Annotated in this window: 16 protein-coding genes and 1 pseudogene; 5 read left to right on the top strand and 12 right to left on the bottom strand. The window is 65.3% G+C overall.

Annotated features, from left to right (window positions below):
- Positions 1-871: enoyl-CoA hydratase/isomerase family protein (locus AC1D1G_RS27885; protein WP_477954541.1), on the bottom strand; the 871-nt coding region annotated here is incomplete at its 3' end.
- Between the two features lie 5 nt (positions 872-876).
- Positions 877-2,028 carry an isobutyryl-CoA dehydrogenase gene (locus AC1D1G_RS27880; RefSeq protein WP_477954540.1) on the bottom strand — a complete coding sequence of 384 codons (1,152 nt, stop codon included), beginning with the start codon at positions 2,026-2,028 and terminating at the stop codon, positions 877-879.
- Between the two features lie 203 nt (positions 2,029-2,231).
- Between AC1D1G_RS27880 and AC1D1G_RS27875 the strand changes: the two genes are divergently transcribed.
- Entirely contained in the window at positions 2,232-2,750 is a 519-nt protein-coding gene (locus AC1D1G_RS27875; protein ID WP_280781154.1) for a MarR family winged helix-turn-helix transcriptional regulator, read from the top strand.
- Positions 2,747-3,658, top strand: a complete 912-nt coding sequence (locus AC1D1G_RS27870; RefSeq protein WP_283332171.1) for a LysR family transcriptional regulator — start codon at positions 2,747-2,749, stop codon at positions 3,656-3,658. Before AC1D1G_RS27875 ends, AC1D1G_RS27870 begins: the two co-directional genes overlap by 4 nt.
- Positions 3,659-3,743: 85 nt before the next feature.
- Here AC1D1G_RS27870 and AC1D1G_RS27865 read toward each other — a convergent pair whose 3' ends face one another.
- The 10 genes from AC1D1G_RS27865 to AC1D1G_RS27820 all read right to left on the bottom strand — a co-directional run bounded on the left by AC1D1G_RS27865 (position 3,744) and on the right by AC1D1G_RS27820 (position 15,372).
- Positions 3,744-4,958 (bottom strand): CaiB/BaiF CoA transferase family protein, encoded by a 1,215-nt coding sequence (locus AC1D1G_RS27865; RefSeq protein ID WP_477954539.1) that lies wholly within the window; start codon positions 4,956-4,958, stop codon positions 3,744-3,746.
- Positions 4,959-4,973: 15 nt separating this feature from the next.
- Complete coding sequence (locus tag AC1D1G_RS27860; RefSeq protein WP_477954538.1) at positions 4,974-6,476, bottom strand: aldehyde dehydrogenase family protein; 1,503 nt, start codon at positions 6,474-6,476, stop codon at positions 4,974-4,976.
- A 53-nt stretch (positions 6,477-6,529) separates the two neighbouring features.
- Entirely contained in the window at positions 6,530-7,099 is a 570-nt protein-coding gene (locus AC1D1G_RS27855; RefSeq protein ID WP_317568762.1) for an adenylate kinase, read from the bottom strand.
- 73 nt (positions 7,100-7,172) lie between these two features.
- Positions 7,173-8,078: a 3-hydroxyisobutyrate dehydrogenase gene (mmsB, locus tag AC1D1G_RS27850; protein ID WP_477954537.1), complete on the bottom strand. Its 906-nt coding sequence runs from the start codon at positions 8,076-8,078 to the stop codon at positions 7,173-7,175.
- A 706-nt stretch (positions 8,079-8,784) separates the two neighbouring features.
- Positions 8,785-9,303 (bottom strand): gamma carbonic anhydrase family protein, encoded by a 519-nt coding sequence (locus AC1D1G_RS27845; protein WP_317568779.1) that lies wholly within the window; start codon positions 9,301-9,303, stop codon positions 8,785-8,787.
- A gap of 84 nt (positions 9,304-9,387) precedes the next feature.
- A complete protein-coding gene (locus AC1D1G_RS27840; protein WP_477954535.1) occupies positions 9,388-10,773 on the bottom strand; it encodes an FAD-binding oxidoreductase in 1,386 nt (461 codons plus the stop codon).
- Positions 10,770-11,696, bottom strand: coding sequence for a PCC domain-containing protein (locus tag AC1D1G_RS27835; RefSeq protein ID WP_477954534.1), 927 nt, complete (start codon positions 11,694-11,696; stop codon positions 10,770-10,772). The genes AC1D1G_RS27840 and AC1D1G_RS27835 overlap by 4 nt, the downstream gene beginning before the upstream one ends.
- 2 nt (positions 11,697-11,698) lie before the next feature.
- The gene (locus AC1D1G_RS27830; RefSeq protein WP_477954533.1) at positions 11,699-13,312 is read right to left on the bottom strand and encodes an AMP-binding protein; all 1,614 of its coding nucleotides are present in this window, start codon (positions 13,310-13,312) and stop codon (positions 11,699-11,701) included.
- A gap of 5 nt (positions 13,313-13,317) precedes the next feature.
- Positions 13,318-14,487 (bottom strand): acetyl-CoA acetyltransferase, encoded by a 1,170-nt coding sequence (locus AC1D1G_RS27825; protein WP_317568758.1) that lies wholly within the window; start codon positions 14,485-14,487, stop codon positions 13,318-13,320.
- A gap of 48 nt (positions 14,488-14,535) precedes the next feature.
- Positions 14,536-15,372, bottom strand: a complete 837-nt coding sequence (locus AC1D1G_RS27820; RefSeq protein ID WP_317568757.1) for an IclR family transcriptional regulator — start codon at positions 15,370-15,372, stop codon at positions 14,536-14,538.
- A 284-nt stretch (positions 15,373-15,656) separates the two neighbouring features.
- Here AC1D1G_RS27820 and AC1D1G_RS27815 point away from each other — a divergent pair, with 284 nt between their 5' ends.
- From AC1D1G_RS27815 to AC1D1G_RS27805, 3 genes and pseudogenes are all read left to right on the top strand, one after another.
- Positions 15,657-16,931 carry an MFS transporter gene (locus AC1D1G_RS27815; RefSeq protein WP_477954531.1) on the top strand — a complete coding sequence of 425 codons (1,275 nt, stop codon included), beginning with the start codon at positions 15,657-15,659 and terminating at the stop codon, positions 16,929-16,931.
- 45 nt (positions 16,932-16,976) lie between these two features.
- Positions 16,977-17,732, top strand: a complete 756-nt coding sequence (locus AC1D1G_RS27810) for an SDR family NAD(P)-dependent oxidoreductase (RefSeq protein WP_317568755.1) — start codon at positions 16,977-16,979, stop codon at positions 17,730-17,732.
- Positions 17,733-17,866: 134 nt separating this feature from the next.
- Positions 17,867-18,092, top strand: a pseudogene (locus AC1D1G_RS27805) (ketol-acid reductoisomerase); the annotation flags it as partial.

Genomic DNA, 18,092 nt, shown 5'->3' with positions numbered 1-18,092 from the left:
CCCGGAACTCGTCATTGAGCACTTCCTCGAGGCTGCCGGCCTGCCGGGCGCGGCGCAGCGATGTCAGGGTGACCGCGCACGCGGTCGGCGACTTCGAGCGCACCTGCTCGGCCGCCTTCTCCGCCTCGGGCACCCCACTGCCGCGCAGCCGGGCGACGATGTCGGCGACACTGTCGGCCGAGTACGCGGCGTCGATCCAGCCCTGCTGCGCCAGCAACTCCGAGACGGGAGCCGGTTCGGTGAACTGTGCGAGCGCCTCCTGAACCGACGTCGTCGACAGCGCGTCGAGGAACTGCTCGACCTTCTCCGACGGGATGAAGTGGTCGGCGAAACCGCACGCGATCGCATCGCCGGCACTGAGCCGGGCGGTSGTCAGGGCGATGTGGGTGCCCAACTCGCCCGGGGYRCGGGCGAGCAGGTAGGTGCCCCCGACATCGGGGACGAAACCGATCCCGGTCTCGGGCATCCCGATCATCGACCGCTCGGTGACGATCCGCACGCTGCCGTGCGCCGACACCCCGACCCCRCCGCCCATCACGATGCCGTCCATGATCGCCACATACGGYTTGCCGTAGCCCGCGATGGCCGCGTTGAGGATGTACTCCTCGCGCCAGAACTCCCGCGAACCGGTGCCCCCGTCCTTSGCGTCGTGGTAGATCGAGACGATGTCGCCGCCGGCGCACAGGCCACGCTCACCCGCACCGGTGATCACCACCGCCCGCACCGCGTCGTCGCCGGACCACTCGGCCAAGGCCGCCGCGATCTGCCGCACCATCGCATGATTGAGGGCGTTGATCGCCCTGGGCCGATTGAGCACGATRCGGCCCAGACCGTCCCGCTTCTCGACAATTACCTCAGATTCAGAATTCACGTAGGTCACCCTGCCGTTCCACTATTTCCGACGACGCTSCGGGCGATGACCACCCGCATGATCTCGTTGCTGCCTTCGAGGATCTGGTGCACCCGCAGGTCCCGSACGATCTTCTCGATTCCGTACTCSGCAAGATAGCCGTAACCSCCGTGCAGCTGCAGCGCCTTGTTSGCCACCTCGAAACCGGTGTCGGTGGCGAAGCGTTTGGCCATCGCACACAGTTCGACGACATCGGGRGCACCGTCCTCGAGCGCGGCCGCCGCCCGCCACAGCAGGGTGCGGGCCGCCTCCAGTTCGGTGCGCATGTCGGCGAGCTGAAACTGCAGCGCCTGCGAGTCGATCAGCGGCGAMCCGAACGCCTTCCGGTCCGTCAGGTAGGCGACGGCCCGCTCCAACGCGGTCTGCGCGCCGCCCACCGAGCACGCCGCGATGTTGAGCCGGCCACCGTTGAGGCCGGCCATCGCGATCCGGAAGCCACCGCCCTCGGAACCGAGCAGATTCGCCGCCGGCACCCGCACGTCCTCGAAGATCACCTGACGGGTGGGCTGAGCGTTCCAGCCCATCTTCACCTCGTTCGGCCCGAASGACAGACCCGGCGACCCCTTCGGGACGATGAACGCCGAAATCCCCCGCGGCCCGCCCTCCCCGGTGCGGGCCATCACCACGTACACMTCSGASGTGCCGGCACCGGAGATGAACTGCTTGACCCCGTTCAGSACGTAGTCGTCGCCGTCGCGGACCGCCCTGGTACTCARCGCCGCCGCATCCGAACCGGCACCCGGCTCGGTCAGRCAGTAACTGCCCAGCTGATCCATCGAACACAACCCCGGCACCCACGCACGGCGCTGCTCGTCGGTGCCGAACCTGTCGATCATCCACGTGACCATGTTGTGGATGGAAATGTAGGCGGCGATCGACGGGCACCCCTTCGCGAGCTGCTCGAAGATGCGGGCGGCATCGACACGAGTGAGCTCGGATCCACCCACGTCCTCGCGGATGTAGATCCCACCCATCCCCAACGACGCCGCCTTACGCAGGACATCCACAGGGAAATGCTTGGCCTGATCCCATTCCACGGCGTGCGGCGCGAGATGCTCGGCCGCGAAGTCGCGGGCAGTGTCGCTGATCGCCCGCTCGTCATCGGTCAAGGTGAACATATAGACCCTTTCAGATCGGGGAAGTTGGAAGTACTATAGTTGGACATCCACGCAAATTGCCAGTGGGTGTGACCCACTCCAAACCGGAACCGCTTCGAAACGGGAAGTGCCGACACAGTCCCGTCCACCTGAACGCGAGTTTCGCGAAATACACACTCAGGGTGTTCATTCGATGCCCATTCCGGACAACTAGGAGGCTTCCGGTGGCCACCGCGCAACCACCCCACTCGGCGCCGGCTGCCGACTCTGTGGCGCCGTACACGTCGCTGATCGCCGCCGTCCTGCAGACGCAGAAGCTGATCAGCCATCAACTCAACTCTGCGTTGCGTCCGCTCGGGCTGTCCTTCGCCCGGTACGAGGTATTGGCGATGCTGGTCGCCGCGCACGGCCCACTGCCGATGGTGCGGATCGTCCGCGCTCTGGACAGGCATCCCACCACGATCGGAACGCTGATCGACGGGCTCGAAGGTTCCGGGTTGGCCTTACGGACGATCAATCGCGCCGATCGCCGTTCGACCCTCGTCACGATCACCGACAAGGGTCGCGAGGTGGCAACCTCGGCGACCCGCGCCCTCGATGCCGTCGCCCTCGCGGACCCGAAGGTCATGCACCGTCTCCACGAGGACCTGCAACAGCTCCTCTCGGCCACCCGACGTGCATCGACCGCTGCACCGGGCGGACGCCACACCACGGCGGTCGAGCTATCGGGAGGCCGGCCGTGATCGACGCACGCAACATCCGCTCGGATGACCTTCGGTACCTGCTCGCCGTCGCGCGAACCGGTCGCCGCCAATCCGCGGCACTGGACCTGGGTGTCGACCACACCACCGTCTCGAGGCGAATACGCGCCCTCGAGAAGGCCCTGGGTGTCCGTCTGCTGCAGCGCAGTGCCGACAGCTGGGAGCTGACCGATGTCGGCCGATCGATCGCGGAGAAGGCACGACTGATCGAGGAAGCCGTTCAGGAAACCGCCGACGTGGTCCTCGGGATCAGTGAGAATGCACTCCGAGGAACCATCCGGATCACCGCCCCGGACGGATTCGGATCGTTGTTCGTCGCTCCCGCACTGGCCAAGCTGCGAATGAGTCACCCACACCTTGTCGTCGAGTTGATCACCGATACAAGGCAATTGAATCTCTATCAATCAGGGTTCGACCTCGCGGTCGCGGTGGGCACACCGATCACCAGTCGGCTGGTCTCCGAACGTGTGTGCCAGTACTCGCTGGGGTTGTACGGCAGCGAGGAGTACTTTCGCGAGCACGGCGAACCCGGCAGTCTGGACGAGCTGACAGCGCACCCGCTGGTCTTCTTCGTCGACTCCTTGCTGCAGGTCGGGGATCTCGACTTGAGCCGGCATCTGCCCGGTGTCGCGGCAAAGTTCATGTCCACCAACATCTTCGCTCATGTTGCTGCCACGCGTTCCGGCGGCGGCATCGGGCTGTTGCCGGCGTTCATGGCGGACCAGCACGCCGATCTGCGCAGGATCTTGCCTGATGCCGTCGATGTTCGGCTCGCCTTCTCCCTGGCCGCGCGCCGCGAAAGCCTCACCAATCCCGCGGTCCAGGCAGTCCGGCAGGCGATTCAGGAAGAGGCGCGCAGTCGGCGAGACGAACTGGTCCCCACTGTGTAGTTGCCGGGCGCACCAGGGGCGGCGCCGCAGGACGCAGACTCCTGCAACGCCGCTGACCGGTGCGCCAGTCGGACTCTCACCGAATTCATGCCCGCGCGGGCACCATCGCATCGAGCGGATCGGTGGCGTCGACCGAGTCGAGCCAGTCGAGGATCTGTTCGGTGTGCTGTCCGAGCACCGGGGGCGCAGCATGCGCGGTCCGCACCAGCGACTCACCGTTGGCCGTTTCCATCCGCAAGGACGGACCCGGCAACTGCACCGGTCCCACCACCGGGTGCTCGACCTCGAGGAGCAGTCCCTGGCTGCGGGTCTGCTCCCACTCGTAGACCTCGTCGATCGTGCGGATCGACCCCGCCGGAACACCCGCGGCCTCGAGCGCGGCGAGGACATCGACCCGCGTGCGGTCGGCGAAGTCGGCCTCGATCGTGGCGATCAACGCCTCCCGCGCCGCGACCCGGTCTCGGTTGACCGCGAACCGCGGATCCTGGGCCGACAGACCGGCCACCGGGGCGAACTTCGCCCAGATCGCCTCGCTGCCGACCGCGATTTGAACGTAGCCGTCGGCGCAGCGGAAGCTTCCGTACGGTGCGATCTGCGGGTGGTGATTGCCGGACCGCTGCGCGACCTGCTCGCCGACCGTCCATTTGGTGCCCTGGAAGGTGTGGGCGCTGATCGCGGCGGCCAACAGGGACGTCCGCACGACCATGCCCTTGCCGGTCTTTTCCCTCGATGCCAGTGCAGCCGAGACACCCGTGGCGCCGTGGACACCGGCGAGGACGTCGGCGATCGGGACTCCGATCCGCGTCGGTTCCCCGTCGGGGTCTCCGGTCACCGACATCAGCCCGGCTTCGCCCTGGGCGATCTGGTCGTAGCCGGCGCGGGATCCCTCCGGCCCGTCATGCCCGAAGCCGGTGATCGACAACGTGATCAGGCGCGGGTTGAGTTCCTCGAGCACGTCGGCCGCAAAGCCGAGCCGGTCGAACGCGCCCGGCCGCAGGTTCTCGATCAGCACGTCCGCGCGCCGGATCAGGCGGCGCAGCGCATCCTTGCCGTGCTCGGATTTGAGGTCGAGGACGATCGATTCCTTGTTCCGGTTCGCCGACATGAAGTAAGACGACTGCGGGTCGTCGGCCGGCCCGACGAACGGCGGCCCCCACGTGCGGGAGTCGTCGCCGGTGCCCGGGGCTTCGACCTTGATCACCCGGGCACCGAGGTCACCGAGCATCATTGCGGCGATGGGTCCCGCCAAAGCGCGGGAGAGGTCGAGCACGAGGATGTCGTTCAGTGGTCCGACAGTCATGGTGTGCCTCCCTTCTCAGAGTGTGCGCAGGCGCACGTTGACCTGCTTGGTCTGGGTGAAGCCGGCGATCATGCCCTCGAGCGACACTTCGCGGCCGAGGCCACTCTGCTTGTATCCGCCGTAGGACTGGCCGACCATCTGGCCGCCGCCCTGGTTGACCTGCACCCATCCGGTTTCGAGGGCGTGGGCGGTGGACAGCGCCAGATCGAGGTTGTGTGTCCACACGTATGCGGCCAGACCGTAGTGTGAGTCGTTGGCCATCTCGATGACGTCGGAGTGGTCGTTCCACGGGATCGCGACGAGCGCGGGTCCGAAGATTTCCTCACGGGACAGGCGCCAGGAGTTGTCGGCACCGGAGAATACGGTCGGTCCCATGTAGTAGCCGTCGGAGTTGGGAACCTTGGCGGGGGATCCGTCGAGGACGGTGGCAACCTGGGACGAGCTCAGACCGTCGTCGAGGAATCCGCACACGGAGGCGAACTGCGTCTCGTTGATGATGGCGCCCATGTCCGTGGACTCATCCAGCGGGTTCCCGACCTTCAGGGCGGCCAACGTGTTCACCAGCCGGTCGAGGACCTCGTCGTAGATGTCCTGGTGCAGGAACAACCGGGACCCGGCGGTGCAGCTCTGCCCCTGACGGTGCACGCGGGTCGAGAGCAGCAGTTGGTTGATGAAGTCGTCGTCGATGTTGACGTCGGGGAAAACGATCGAGGGATTCTTGCCGCCGAGTTCGAGGGAGACGTGCGCCAACCGGCCACCGGCCTCGCGGGCAACATGGCGCCCCACCTCGGTCGAGCCGGTGAAGGAGATCTTGTCGACCTCGGGGTGCTGGACCATCGCTTCGCCGGCGACCCTGCCGGATCCGGTGATGACGTTGAGGACACCGGCGGGCAGGAACTCGGCGCAGATCTCGGCAAGCAGCAACACGCTCAGTGGGGCCGCCTCGGCAGCCTTGACCACGACGGTGTTTCCCGCGACGAGGGCCGCGGGGATCTTGAATCCGGCGATCATCAGCGGTGAATTCCAGGGCAGGATGCATCCGATGACGCCGAGCGGCTCCTGCCGGGTGTACTGGAGCTGATCGTCACCGGCGGGCAGAACCGTGCCCTTGATCTCGCCGGCGACACCGGCGAAGTACCGGAACAGGTTCGCCAGGGTGGCGACCTCGGGTCGGGCCTGGGTGCGCAGCGCGTTGCCGGTGTCGAGGGCGGTGAGGCGGGCCAGTTCCTCGGCCCGCGCGTCGATGGCGTCGGCGATCTGGCTCAGGATCCGGCCTCGCGCCGTGAAGTGCTGAGACCGCCACCGAGGGAAGGCTTTCTGCGCAGCACGCACCGCGCGATCGACGTCCTCGGTGCCCGAGGACGGGACACGGCCGATCACATGCTCACGCAGAATCGGGGTGGTCACCTCACTCCACTGACCGGACAGGGCTTCCACCCAGGCCCCGTCGACGAACATCGGGTAGTCGCGGACCTCGGGAATGCCGAGCTCAGCGAGTGAGGTTTGTGTGGAGGTCATGTCGGAATCTCCTTGATATACGGATGGCTCTGCTGGGATGCAGGGAACAGCGTTCAGGTGGACGGAGCGACGCTTCCGCGCTCGGACAGCGCGCCGATCGCGTGGGCGTAGACCTCGTCGACCTCACCTTCTGCATCGACCGACAGAAGAAGCGGAGAGTAGTAGTCGAGCAGCGGTCGGGTCTCGTCGTGATAGACCCGCAGACGTCGACGAATGACACCCTCGGTGTCGTCGGCGCGGCCACGGGCCAGCATCCGTTCGACGACTGCATCGTCCGCTATCGAGAAATCCAGGACGGCGTCGATCTGGCTCAGCTGCCGGCCGAGGAGCTCATCGAGCGCGGTCGCCTGAGCCACGGTGCGGGGGAAGCCGTCCAGAATGAATCCCGTGCCCGTGTCGCCGGCAGCGAGGCGCTCCGCCACCATCCCGATGGTGACCTCGTCCGGGACCAGTTCGCCCGCGTCGAGGAACGACTTCGCCGTCTGTCCGAGTTCCGTGCCCTGCGCGATATGGGAACGGAACAGGTCACCAGTCGAGATATGAGGGAGCTGCAGCGCCGTCGAAAGCAACAGCGCCTGAGTGCCTTTACCGGCTCCCGGCGGCCCTGTCAGAATGATGCGCACAACGAATTCCTTTCACATCGAGCAGCGCCTCACACCCGGTGCCGCGGCACAGGGCGAGGTCTACGTGGGAGGGCTACGACTGTTGTTCCTGCGCGTCGTATGCACCAGCACGGATCGCCGTCACGATCGCGGAGAAATCACGACCCGGGCCGTCCTGGGCGACGAACTGTTCGTAGAGTTCGGTGGCGCGCCGTCCGAGAGCCGTATCGACACCGTTGTCCGCCGCGGCGGCCTGCGCGAGTCGAAGGTCCTTGAGCATCAACGCGCTCGCGAACCCGCCGGCGTAGTCGCGGTTGGCGGGGCTGGTGGGAACCGGTCCGGGAACCGGGCAGTTCGTGGTCAACGCCCAGCACTGACCGGACGCGGTCGACGAGACGTCGAACAGGGCCTGGTCGGTCAGGCCCAGCTGCGCGCCCAGCGCAAATGCTTCGCTGACGGCGATCATGGAGATCCCCAGGATCATGTTGTTGCAGATCTTCGCGGCCTGACCTGCTCCGGAGTCGCCGCATCGGACGATACGGGACCCCATGGCGTCCAGGAGCGAGCTCGCCTGGTCCACCGCGTCGGCCGGGCCACCGACCATGAACGTGAGGGTCCCACCGTCGGCGGCGACGGTTCCTCCGGACACCGGGGCGTCCACCGCCCGATGCCCGGCGCCGACGGCCAGTTCAGCTGCTGCCCGCGCGTCGGCGACATCGATCGTCGAGCAGTCGAGGAAGAGGGTTCCCTGCGCTGCGGCCGGGACCAGATCGGCGTAGACGTCGAGTACATGCTTGCCGCTGGGCAGCATGGTGATGATCACGTCGGCGCACTCGGCGGCGGCGACCGCACTGGCAGCGGGGGCGATTCCGCGTGATTGCGCTTCCCCCGCTGCTTCCGGGGAGGGGTCGAATCCGGTAACAGAGTGGCCCTTACATACTAGATTCGTGGCCATACCCAAGCCCATGTTACCGAGCCCGAGGAAAGCGATCTTGCTCATCGTGTACTCCTAGCGATGTGGTAGCCGACGTTCCACGCTCGGCCCGAGGATGCTGCCGGTAAGTGGCATCGACTCGCCCGAGCTCGTGGGATCAGTCCCGAGAATCACTCCGCGTCGCGCAGCTTCTGTGGGGGCCGTAACCAAGTGTGCCCGGAGAAGGAGCACCGGGGAATCACCGATCCTGCAATGGGGATGTGCAGAATTGCATCACCACGATCGAAGTGAATCGAACCTGCTGACCTGTGTTCCCTGTGATGCGGTCTTGCCCGCGTCACAGACCTGGGCCAGACACTGGGTCTTCTGGCTGCGACGCCGAGGAAGATGTCAGATCGGGTCGGTTACTCGACACTCAGAGCGCCCCAGCAAGCAACGGGTCGCATCTGTCACGCACCGCCGCGGATTACCGCCGGAGCAAAACCTGGCGTACCCGACGCACCTTTTAACCGCACAGGGCGGGTGAAGAATTCAATCTGGCCGCATCTCGGGTGGAGGTGGACGGAGCCGTTGTGCGCCAGAGTAGCGGAGACCTACTCGGCATTGGTGATGATCGCTCCGGCCTTGTCGGGAACCGATGCCAGACGGGCGGCGGCCGCCGCCGACCACAATGATGGACCGACGTAACTGATCATTGTGATCGGCGACCTGAGCGGACAGATCGACACCTACCGCTGCTGCGCGCGACCGTCCGGCAAGACCCGACCGACTATTACTGTGACTTCGCGTTTGCGTGAGTTGTGCGGCGGGTCATGTAGTTCGCTGCGTTCGCCCGAATGTTGTCGACTTCCTCATCGGTGAGGGGACGTCGGACCTTGGCCGGTACTCCAGCGACCAATGATCGGGGTGGCACGACGGTTCGTTCGGGCACCAGGGCGCCGGCGGCGACAAGGCTGTCCTCCCCTATCTCGGCGTCATTCATAATGACTGCGCCCATGCCGATGAGGACGTTGTCGCTGATTGTGCATCCGTGGACGGTGGCGTTGTGGCCGATGGAGACACCGTCACCGATGGTGGCGGGACTGCCTGGGTCGGCGTGGATCGCGCACCCGTCCTGCACGTTGGTTCGCGATCCGATGGTGACTGTTTCGTCGTCGGCCCGGATCACGGCGTTGTACCAGATTCCGGATTCGGATCCGATGGTGACGGCACCGACCACGACGGCGGTCGGTGCTATCCAGGCGTCCGGTGCGATGGCAGGCGTCCGGGCGTCATCGAGGGTGAGGATCATGTTGTCCTTGGTGAAGTGTTGGTTCGGTGCGGACACCGCTGCGGGGGCGACGTCGCTTCGACGTGGGTGGGCAAGTCTGGTGTTTCAACCGTGGATGTGCAGTACGGCACCAGGATTCAGAACTGCGGTGGGATCGAAGGCGTGTTTGACCGCTTGATGGACCTCGATGTTCACGGGATCGAGTTCCTTGCGCAGCCACCCGGCCTTCAGACGACCGACACCATGTTCACCGGTGATGGTTCCCCCTAGCTCGAGGGCCTTCTGGGTGATCTCATTGAACGCTTCCAGCGCGGCATCACGGCTGGCGGCATCAGTCTTGTCATAGATGACGGTGGGGTGAAGGTTGCCGTCCCCGGCGTGGCCGAACACTCCGATCGTCAGTCCGGTCTGCTGCGCGATCTGCTCGATCGCCGCGATGAGATCGGTGATGTGTGAGCACGGTACGCAGACGTCGTCGAGTAACCAGTCACCGAGCCGTTCGAGGGCGGGTAGGGCTTGACGCCGCGCTTCGAGCAGCATCTCCGCTTCGGTTGGGTCGGAACTGACAACGATCTCGCCGGCGCCGTGGCTCGTGCAGTGCTGTTCGATGTCGGCGAGCACGCTGGGCGCATCGACTCCATCATGCTGAATGAGCAGCAGCGCGGCTGTGTCGTCGCCGATACCCATTTTGGTCATGTCGTCGACTGCCTTGACGGTGGTGCGATCGAGAATCTCCAGCATGGATGGGGTGATGCCGGCACCGGACATCGCCTTGACTGCTTTACCGGCACCGTCGAGGGTGGGAAACGATGCAACAAGGGTCTGTGGCTGGCGCGGGGCCGGGAGTAGTCGCAGCGTGATCTCGGTGATGATGGCGAGGGTTCCCTCGGAACCGACGAGAAGGCTGGTGAGGTCGTAGCCGGCGGTACCTTTCACCGTTCGCCGCCCGGTTCGCACGATGCGACCGTCGGCGAGCACGCATTCGAGCGCAAGGACGAAATCGCCGGTGACGCCGTATTTGACGCAGCACATGCCGCCCGCGTTGGTGGCGACATTGCCGCCGATCGTGCAGAACTCCACACTCCCGGGGTCGGGCGGGTAGTACAGACCGGCCTTGCTGACGTAGTTGCGGAGTTCTGCGGTGATGACGCCCGGCTCGACGACGACGATGCGGTTGTCGGTGTCGAGTTCGCGGATGGCGGTCATGCGGTGCAGGCTCAGCACGATCGCGTCGGCTGGTGTGTTGGCCCCGCCGCTGAGCCCGCTGCCGGCGCCGCGGGGCACGATTGCGACCCCGTGGGCGTGGGCTACGCGAACACAGGCAGCGACTTCCTCGGTGGTCCGGGGCATGGCCACCGCGACGGGCAGTGCGCGATCGGTGAACTGCGATTGATCCGCGGCGTAGCTGGCGACGACGTCGGGATCGGTGGTGATGATCTGGGCAGGGAGGCTGTCGATGAGCCGGTCGATCGCAGTGGAGTCGGTAATCACTGGGTGGCTTCCGCTGGTTCGGACAGGGCGAGTTCGAATGTCATGGCAATGGGATTGTGTCCTCGGACGAGTGCGCCGCTGTAGACGTTCCCGTCGACAGCTGCAGCAGCGCATGTTAGTTCGGCTCGGATAGTGCCGGTTTCATCGCGGCGAACTCCTCCGTCGAGGTACATGACCTCAACGGCGGGCCCCGGGGCGCTGACGAGCTGGTCGCCTTGGACCAGGGTGGCACCGACGAAGGAACCGATCTTGCCGCGGATGACCGCGGTCTCGAAACCGTGCTCTTCAGCGAGATTCTCGATCGCTTCGATGATGTCGATGTTGGGGTGGACCCGGGCGACGACTGAGCGCAAGCCACCGGATGCGTTGACCGCGTGTTTTGTGGGGACGGCAGGCTGTGGCTGGAACACCGGGAAGTTGATCTCGGTGTCGGGTAGAACGGTCATCGCGACGTCGCGGCTGGCGTACAGGTCGGCGGTCACGCCGGGACCGACAATGACCGACTCTGGGATGAGATGTCCGGCGCGCATGATCCCGTCGGCGTCGACGAACTGGGCGTGGCAGTGGGTGAAGACCTCGCCGTCCCGCAGCCCGATGGTCAGTCCGCCGCGCATGAATGTCGCCGGGCTGCGGCCCGTGAGCGGGTCGCTGAACGTCGCGACGCTGGTGCCGGCCTGGCAGACCGCCGGGATGTAGTAGTCGAACGAGGTGAACGTCCCGCCCCGCAGTTCGCCGAACGCGCTGGCGTACCCCTGCTCGAATACCACCTGTCGCAACGCTTCCAGCAGTGGGGTCCCGGCGGGCAGTTCGACACTGATCGGATGGAGGGTGGTCGGGTACGCGTCGATCCGTTGGGGCAGCGGTGTCCCGGGTTGGGTCAGGTAGCGCACCTCGGGCAGCACTCGGTCTGTGAGGGTTGTCATGGTCAGGCCTCGCTCGGCCAGGAGTTGCGCTTGCGGAATTCCTCCTCGAGGAGGGCCGTGGTGACCTTGCCGTACCCCGAGGTCGGAAGCACGGTGGCGAACTCGATCCGCTTCGGGATCTTGTACCGCACCATGTTCTCTCGGCACCAGCTCAGCAGCTCGTCGGCGGTCAGCGACGAGTCCGGGCGCGTGACGCACAAGGCGTAGCCGACCTCTCCCCACGTCTGGTCGGGTGCCCCGACGACACCGGCTGCGACGACATCGGGATGCTTGAGCAGTTTCTCTTCGACCTCGCGTGGATCGATGTTGGAACCACCGGAGATGAACATGTCCGAGGCGCGACCGGTAATGTAGAGCAGCCCGGTCGGATCGAGATAGCCGAGATCCCCGGTCCGGAACCAGCCGTTACGGAAAGCCTTGCCGTTTGCCTCCGGGTTGTTGAGATAGCCCGCGAACACCGCTGGCCCGCAGGCACAGATCTCGCCGCGCTGGCCGGGCTCGAGTTCGCGGCCGGCGTCGTCCTGAATGCTGATCGTCATACCGGTACGCACGTAACCGGCAGTCGGGATTCCGTCGGGTTCGGCGGTGGTGCCGTGCAACTCCGGAGGCAGGACGGTGATGTTGCCGGTGACCTCGCACAGTCCGTAGTACTGCACGAGTACTGTGCCGAGAGTGTCGAGGGCGACGCGCTGATCCCGCGACGACATCGGTGCGCCGGCGTAGACCACGTAGCGCAGGCTGCTGTTATCGGGAGCATGATCGGCCGGGGCGGTCTGAACCAGCTTGTTCAAGATGGTGGGCACGGTGAACATCGTCGACACCGAGTGCCGGTCGATGAGCTCCCAGGCCTCGGCGGGGTTGAGGGTGTCGCTGGTGGTGAGCACGACCGCGGCGCCGCGAGCGACATGAGTCAGAGCGTGGACACCTGCGCCGTGTGAGAGCGGCGCCAGCACGAGCGTGGCGTCGCGGTCGGTCAGGTTGGGCATCAGGTCGCAGATGTGGTTGGTGACGACGAATGCCATCTGATCGTGCTCGAGTACCGCCGCTTTCGGACGGCCGCTGGTGCCGGAGGTGAAGAAGTACCACGCCGGCGAGTTCACGTAGACGGGTTCATCGACGGTGACATTGCCGCGGCCGGTGTGCTTCTCGATCATCTGTGACACGTGCGCGCTGGCGAACTCGGCGGTCTCTCCTTCGTCGCCGATCGACCAGATTTCGTAGTCCGACAGCGCGCGGGCGTGGTCGTCGCTCGACGCGTGGATGATCACCAGATCCGGGGCGACGAGCTCGGCCAGGGGGACGACGTCGTCGGGAAGCAGTTTGTAGTTGGTGGGCACGATGATCGCGCCCACCCGCCAGGTGGCGTAGAGGACGGTGAGCGAGTCCATGCAGTTCGCGCTGTGCAACAGGACCTTGGAGCCGGGACCGACTCCATGCTCTCGCATCGCCGCGGCCAACGCGTTGACGCGTGCGTTGAGCTGTGACCACGTCCAGGTGTGCTCGCCCCGAATGATCGCAGGTCGATCGGGTAGCCGGGCGGCGGTCTGGGTGAGGAAGGTCGCCAGATTGGTGGTGCGCTGCCGGTTGGCCGGCGATGGTGCGGTCTCTGTGGTCATGGCGGTTACCACCTCTCGAGGATGGATGCGTAGTTGGTGACCGCTGTGCCACCCATGTTGAAGATGCCGCCGAGGTCTGCGGTGGGCAGCTGGAAAGTGCCGGCTTCGCCGGTGAGCTGCATGGCAGCGATGGCGTGCATGGACACGCCGGTGGCTCCGATCGGGTGTCCCTTGGCTTTCAGGCCTCCGGACCGGTTGATCGGCAACTTTCCGTCGGGCAGGGCGAGGCCCTCGTCGACCACCTCGTGGCCGTGGCCGCGTTCGGCCAGCCCGAAGACTTCGTAGTGGATGAGTTCGGCGATGGTGAAGCAGTCGTGGGTTTCGATGAAGTCCAGATCAGTGGTGGCTGTCGCGGCCTGTTCGAGTGCCTGATTCCAGGCTCGGCGGGCACCGGCGAACTCGATCGGATCGCGCCGCGACAACGGCAGGAAGTCGTTGGCGTGCGCGCGGGCACGGAACGACACTCGCCGTGGTGCGGTCCTCGCACGGTCGGCGCTGGTGATCACCAGTGCGACCGCGCCATCGGAGATCAGCGAGCAGTCGGTGCGGCGCAGTGGAGCCGCCACGTAGGGGTTCTTGTCCGAGACTTCGTTGCAGAATTCGAAGCTGAGGTCTTTGTGTAACTGAGCGTAGGGGTTGGTCATGCCATTGTGGTGATTCTTCGCGGCGATGGCCGCCATGGCCGCACTGGGATCGCCATAGCGGTCGGCGTATGCGCTCGCGATGCCGGCGAAGACACCGGCGAACCCGCCGGAGACATTCGACTCCTCGGGCCGATAGCAGCCCGACAACAGGATCTCCCCGGCGCGTGGGGTGTCGACGCCGGTCATCTTCTCGGCGCCGATGACCACCGCCACATCGCCGCGGCCCGAATCGATGAAGTCGCATGCCGCGTAGACCGCGGCGCTGCCGGTCCCGCAGGCGTTCTCCACCCGCATCGCGGGGGTGAACTGGAATTCGGGGTTGGTGAGGGAGACCAGCGAAGCCTGAAAGTCCTGATCGGAGAAACCGTTGTTGTAGACGCCGACGAACAGGCCGTCGACCTCGTCTGCCGTGACCTGTGCGTGCGCCAGCGCTTGCGGGACCACCGAGCCGATCAGGGCGGTGACATCGGGTTCGTCGAGTCTGCCGAACTTCGAGTGCCCCCATCCGATGATGGATGTTCGACTGGTCATGCGTTTCCTCCAACGATTAATGTGAAACTGGTTTGCTTGTAGGGCATTTCAGATTTTTGCGTGCAGCTTCGGTGCTTCGCTGCGGCGCAGAGTCGGTGCCAGGCGGGCGGCTTCTTCCTTGAGCAGGATCGCCAGCCGCGCCTGCCGGTCAGGACCCAGACGTGAGCTGATGGCCGCGATGCTCAGTGCCATCGCCGGTTCGCCACTGGCGTCGGGGACCGCGATGCCGATGGCCCACGACTCGGGAACCACGGTGCCTTCGTTGACCGCGACACCGCCGCGCCGGCGGACGAGCTCGGCCTGCTCCAGAATCCAGTCCGGGGTGAGGTTGGGGTAGTTCTCCGCGAGCTCTGCCGCATTGGCTGCGGTGACGGCGGAGGCCTCCTGCGGCGGCATCGCAGCCAGCAGCGCCATGCCATGCGCACCGACGCCGAGCGGATACCGGTCCCCTGCCTGCAGCACGTGGCTGCGAATCGGCCAGGTCCCTTCCTCGCGGTGCAGGCAGACCGAGTGCGTTCCGCGGCGCACCGAGATGAACGCCGCGTCCTCGGAGACCTGCGCGAGCCGCACCACCGATGCCAATGCCTGCTGCTGCAGCCCGTGCCGGCGCTCGGCGGCGCTGCCGATGATGTAGGCCTCCGACCCGAGCCGATACTTACGGTCCTCGGACTGCTCGAGATAGCAACTGCTCACCAATTCCGCGAGGAGTCTATGCACCGTGGGCTTACTCAACCCGCTCTCGGAGGCCAACTCCGCCAGCGAGAGCCCGCCCATCCGTTCGTGCCCGGCGACCATCGACAACAAGTTGAGGGCTCGGCGAACACTTTGCGTTCCGGTGGTCGGCTGTCGGTCGGCTGCGGCCGAAGCGGGGGAATCGTTCCGCATCATGGAATCCCTAGAAGTGAGTTGTGGAATGCGATTTTGTGTTGAAAGTACCTATCAGCACTTATTGCACGATAGGAGTGACCGTGGTCTCAGTCAACTATTCCGTTATGTGGACCATTTTGCTGGGCTTTTGTGGACTTGGTTGACGCCTCGGGGCACGCGGGCTCACAGTTGCTTCGACATCGTGACCGAGGTCACGAGCTCAGCGTTCGTGGTATCCGCTCCCCGCTCACACGCTGTTTTGCTTCGATCACAGACAGGACCCGCAACCAATGACGAAGACGATGGTGAATGAACAGCCACCCCGAATCGACTTCCGGCAGGCCCGCTGGTCACGGGTTGGTGTGCCGTTGTTCGTGACCTACTTCATCTGTTTCATGGATCGCACCAACATCAGCGTCGCGTCCCCCCACCTGGCGGAAGAACTTCAGCTCAGCGCCGCTGCGATGGGTGTGGTGTTCTCGGCCTTCTTCTGGGGATACGTCCTCAGTGGCATGCCCGCCGGAGCCTGGGCGAACAGGGGCCACGCCAAAACCATCATCGTGGTCTGCATGGTGATCATCGGCCTGGCGGCCGGCCTGACCGGAGTCGTGCACAACTACCCGGTGCTCCTGGCTGCCCGCGTCGTGCTGGGACTGGCCGAAGGTGCGATTTTCCCTGCTTTCGCGGTCATGTTCATCAGCTGGTTTCCCTCCCGGGAACGCGGACTCGCGGTTGCCTTGACCATGTACACGGTGCCGCTGTCGGCGGCAGTGATGGCACCGCTGTCTGGCTGGCTGATCGATCTAGCCAATTGGCGAGCGATGTTCATCATCCAGGCCATCCCGGCGATCCTCGTCGCTGTCTGGCTGCACTTCGCCGTCACCGAGCGCCCCGAGGACAATCCTCGCCTCAGCGAGGATGAACGCGACTACATTATTGCCACCCGGACTGTCGAAACCGCCGACGAATCAACCTTGTTGCAGGTATTCGCCCGCCCGACCGTGTGGCTGTTGGCGCTGGTGTACTTCTTCTGGGCGATGGGTATCTATGCGCTGACCTTGTGGCTACCCACCGTCATCGGCGACCTCACCGGTGAAGGGTCGCTGATGGTCGGATTGCTCACCGCCATCCCATTCCTGTGCGGAACCGTCGCAATGTATGTCGTCACCAAGACCGCTGTCACCACCGGCCGCTCCTTGGGCTATTTCATCGCCCCGTGTATCGGACTCAGTGGAACAGCGATGCTCGCCCAGCACTTCATCGATCTGGGAGTGGCCTTCAGTTTCGCGATGCTAGTGCTGTCTGCCGGCTCGATCTACGCGGCCCTGGCCCTGTGGTGGACCTGGGTGATGCAGATCGTGCCCCGTAATCAGGCGGGAGCCTCGGTGGGATTCGTGAACCTGTGCGGCAATTTCGGCGGGCTGGTCGGACCCCTGCTCATCGGCCTGGTCGCCACCGAAGGTAACACCGCATCCGGATTCTGGATCGTCGGTGTCGGCATCCTCGTCGCTGCTGCAATCGTCATGGTGGTCGATGCGCGCCGCACCCGCTCCCAAGCACTCGAGCAGTCGCTCTGACTCTTCCCTCGACCGTCGACCTGACACACAGAACAGAGATAGGCAATGAACAAACGCATCGCGCTCGTCACCGGAGCCGCCGCCGGCATCGGCGCGGCCATCGCCGAACACCTTGCCACTCAGGGCAACCACGTGATCCTGGGCGATCTCAACTACGAGGCCGCCAACCAGCTCGCGAAGACCCTCGCAGACCGCGGCACCGTCGCCGAAGCCCTCCGCCTCGACGTCGGCGACCGCGAATCGATCGCCCAGGGATTCGCCTGGCTGACCGACACCTACGGGCGTTGCGACATCCTGGTCAACAACGCCGGCATCGCCAGCACCTACCCGTTCGTCGACTACCCCGACGATCACTGGCTGGCCACCTTGAACATCAACGTCACCGGGGCATTCCGGTGCGGCCAGCACGCTGCCCGGCTGATGCTCGACCACGAGTGGGGACGCATCATCAATATCGCGTCCACCAGCGGGATCCGGGCCGGTACCGGCCGCGCTGCCTACGGAACCTCCAAGGCCGCGCTCATCGCATTGACCAAACAGATGGCCGTCGAACTCGCACCCCGCGGCATCACCGCCAACGCCGTGGCCCCCGGCCCGATCGAAACGTCACTCTCACGTGAAGTGCACACCGAAGCGATGCGCGAGGCGTACAACAACCACCTCCCCGCACACCGCTACGGCACCCCCGACGAGGTGGCCGCGGCCGTCGGCTTCCTCGCCTCCGAGGCAGCGGCCTACATCAACGGCCACGTCGTTCCCGTCGACGGCGGTTTCCTCGCCGCCGGAATACTCAGCGACTGAGAGCTTTCAGCTCGTCGAGGTGTTCGGCCGACCACCCCTCATACCCCACCATTTCCAACAAGGGACCGGTCCCATCGGACCGGCCCACCACAGTGAGAGAAAGCAGCAAAGTGTCCAACGCGGAATCCAGCAAGATGACAGTCGAGATGTTCTACGACGACGATGCCGATCTGTCGATCATCCAGGGCCGTAAGGTCGCTGTGATCGGTTACGGAAGCCAGGGCCACGCGCACTCGCTGAGCCTGCGCGACTCGGGCGTCGATGTGCGTATCGGCCTCAAGGAAGGCTCGAAGTCCCGCGCGAAGGCCGATGTGCGTATCGGCCTCAAGGAAGGCTCGAAGTCCCGCGCGAAGGCCGAGG

Source organism: Rhodococcus sp. P3_B8, assembly GCF_056402775.1.
This window is presented reverse-complemented; position numbering and strand designations above follow the sequence as displayed.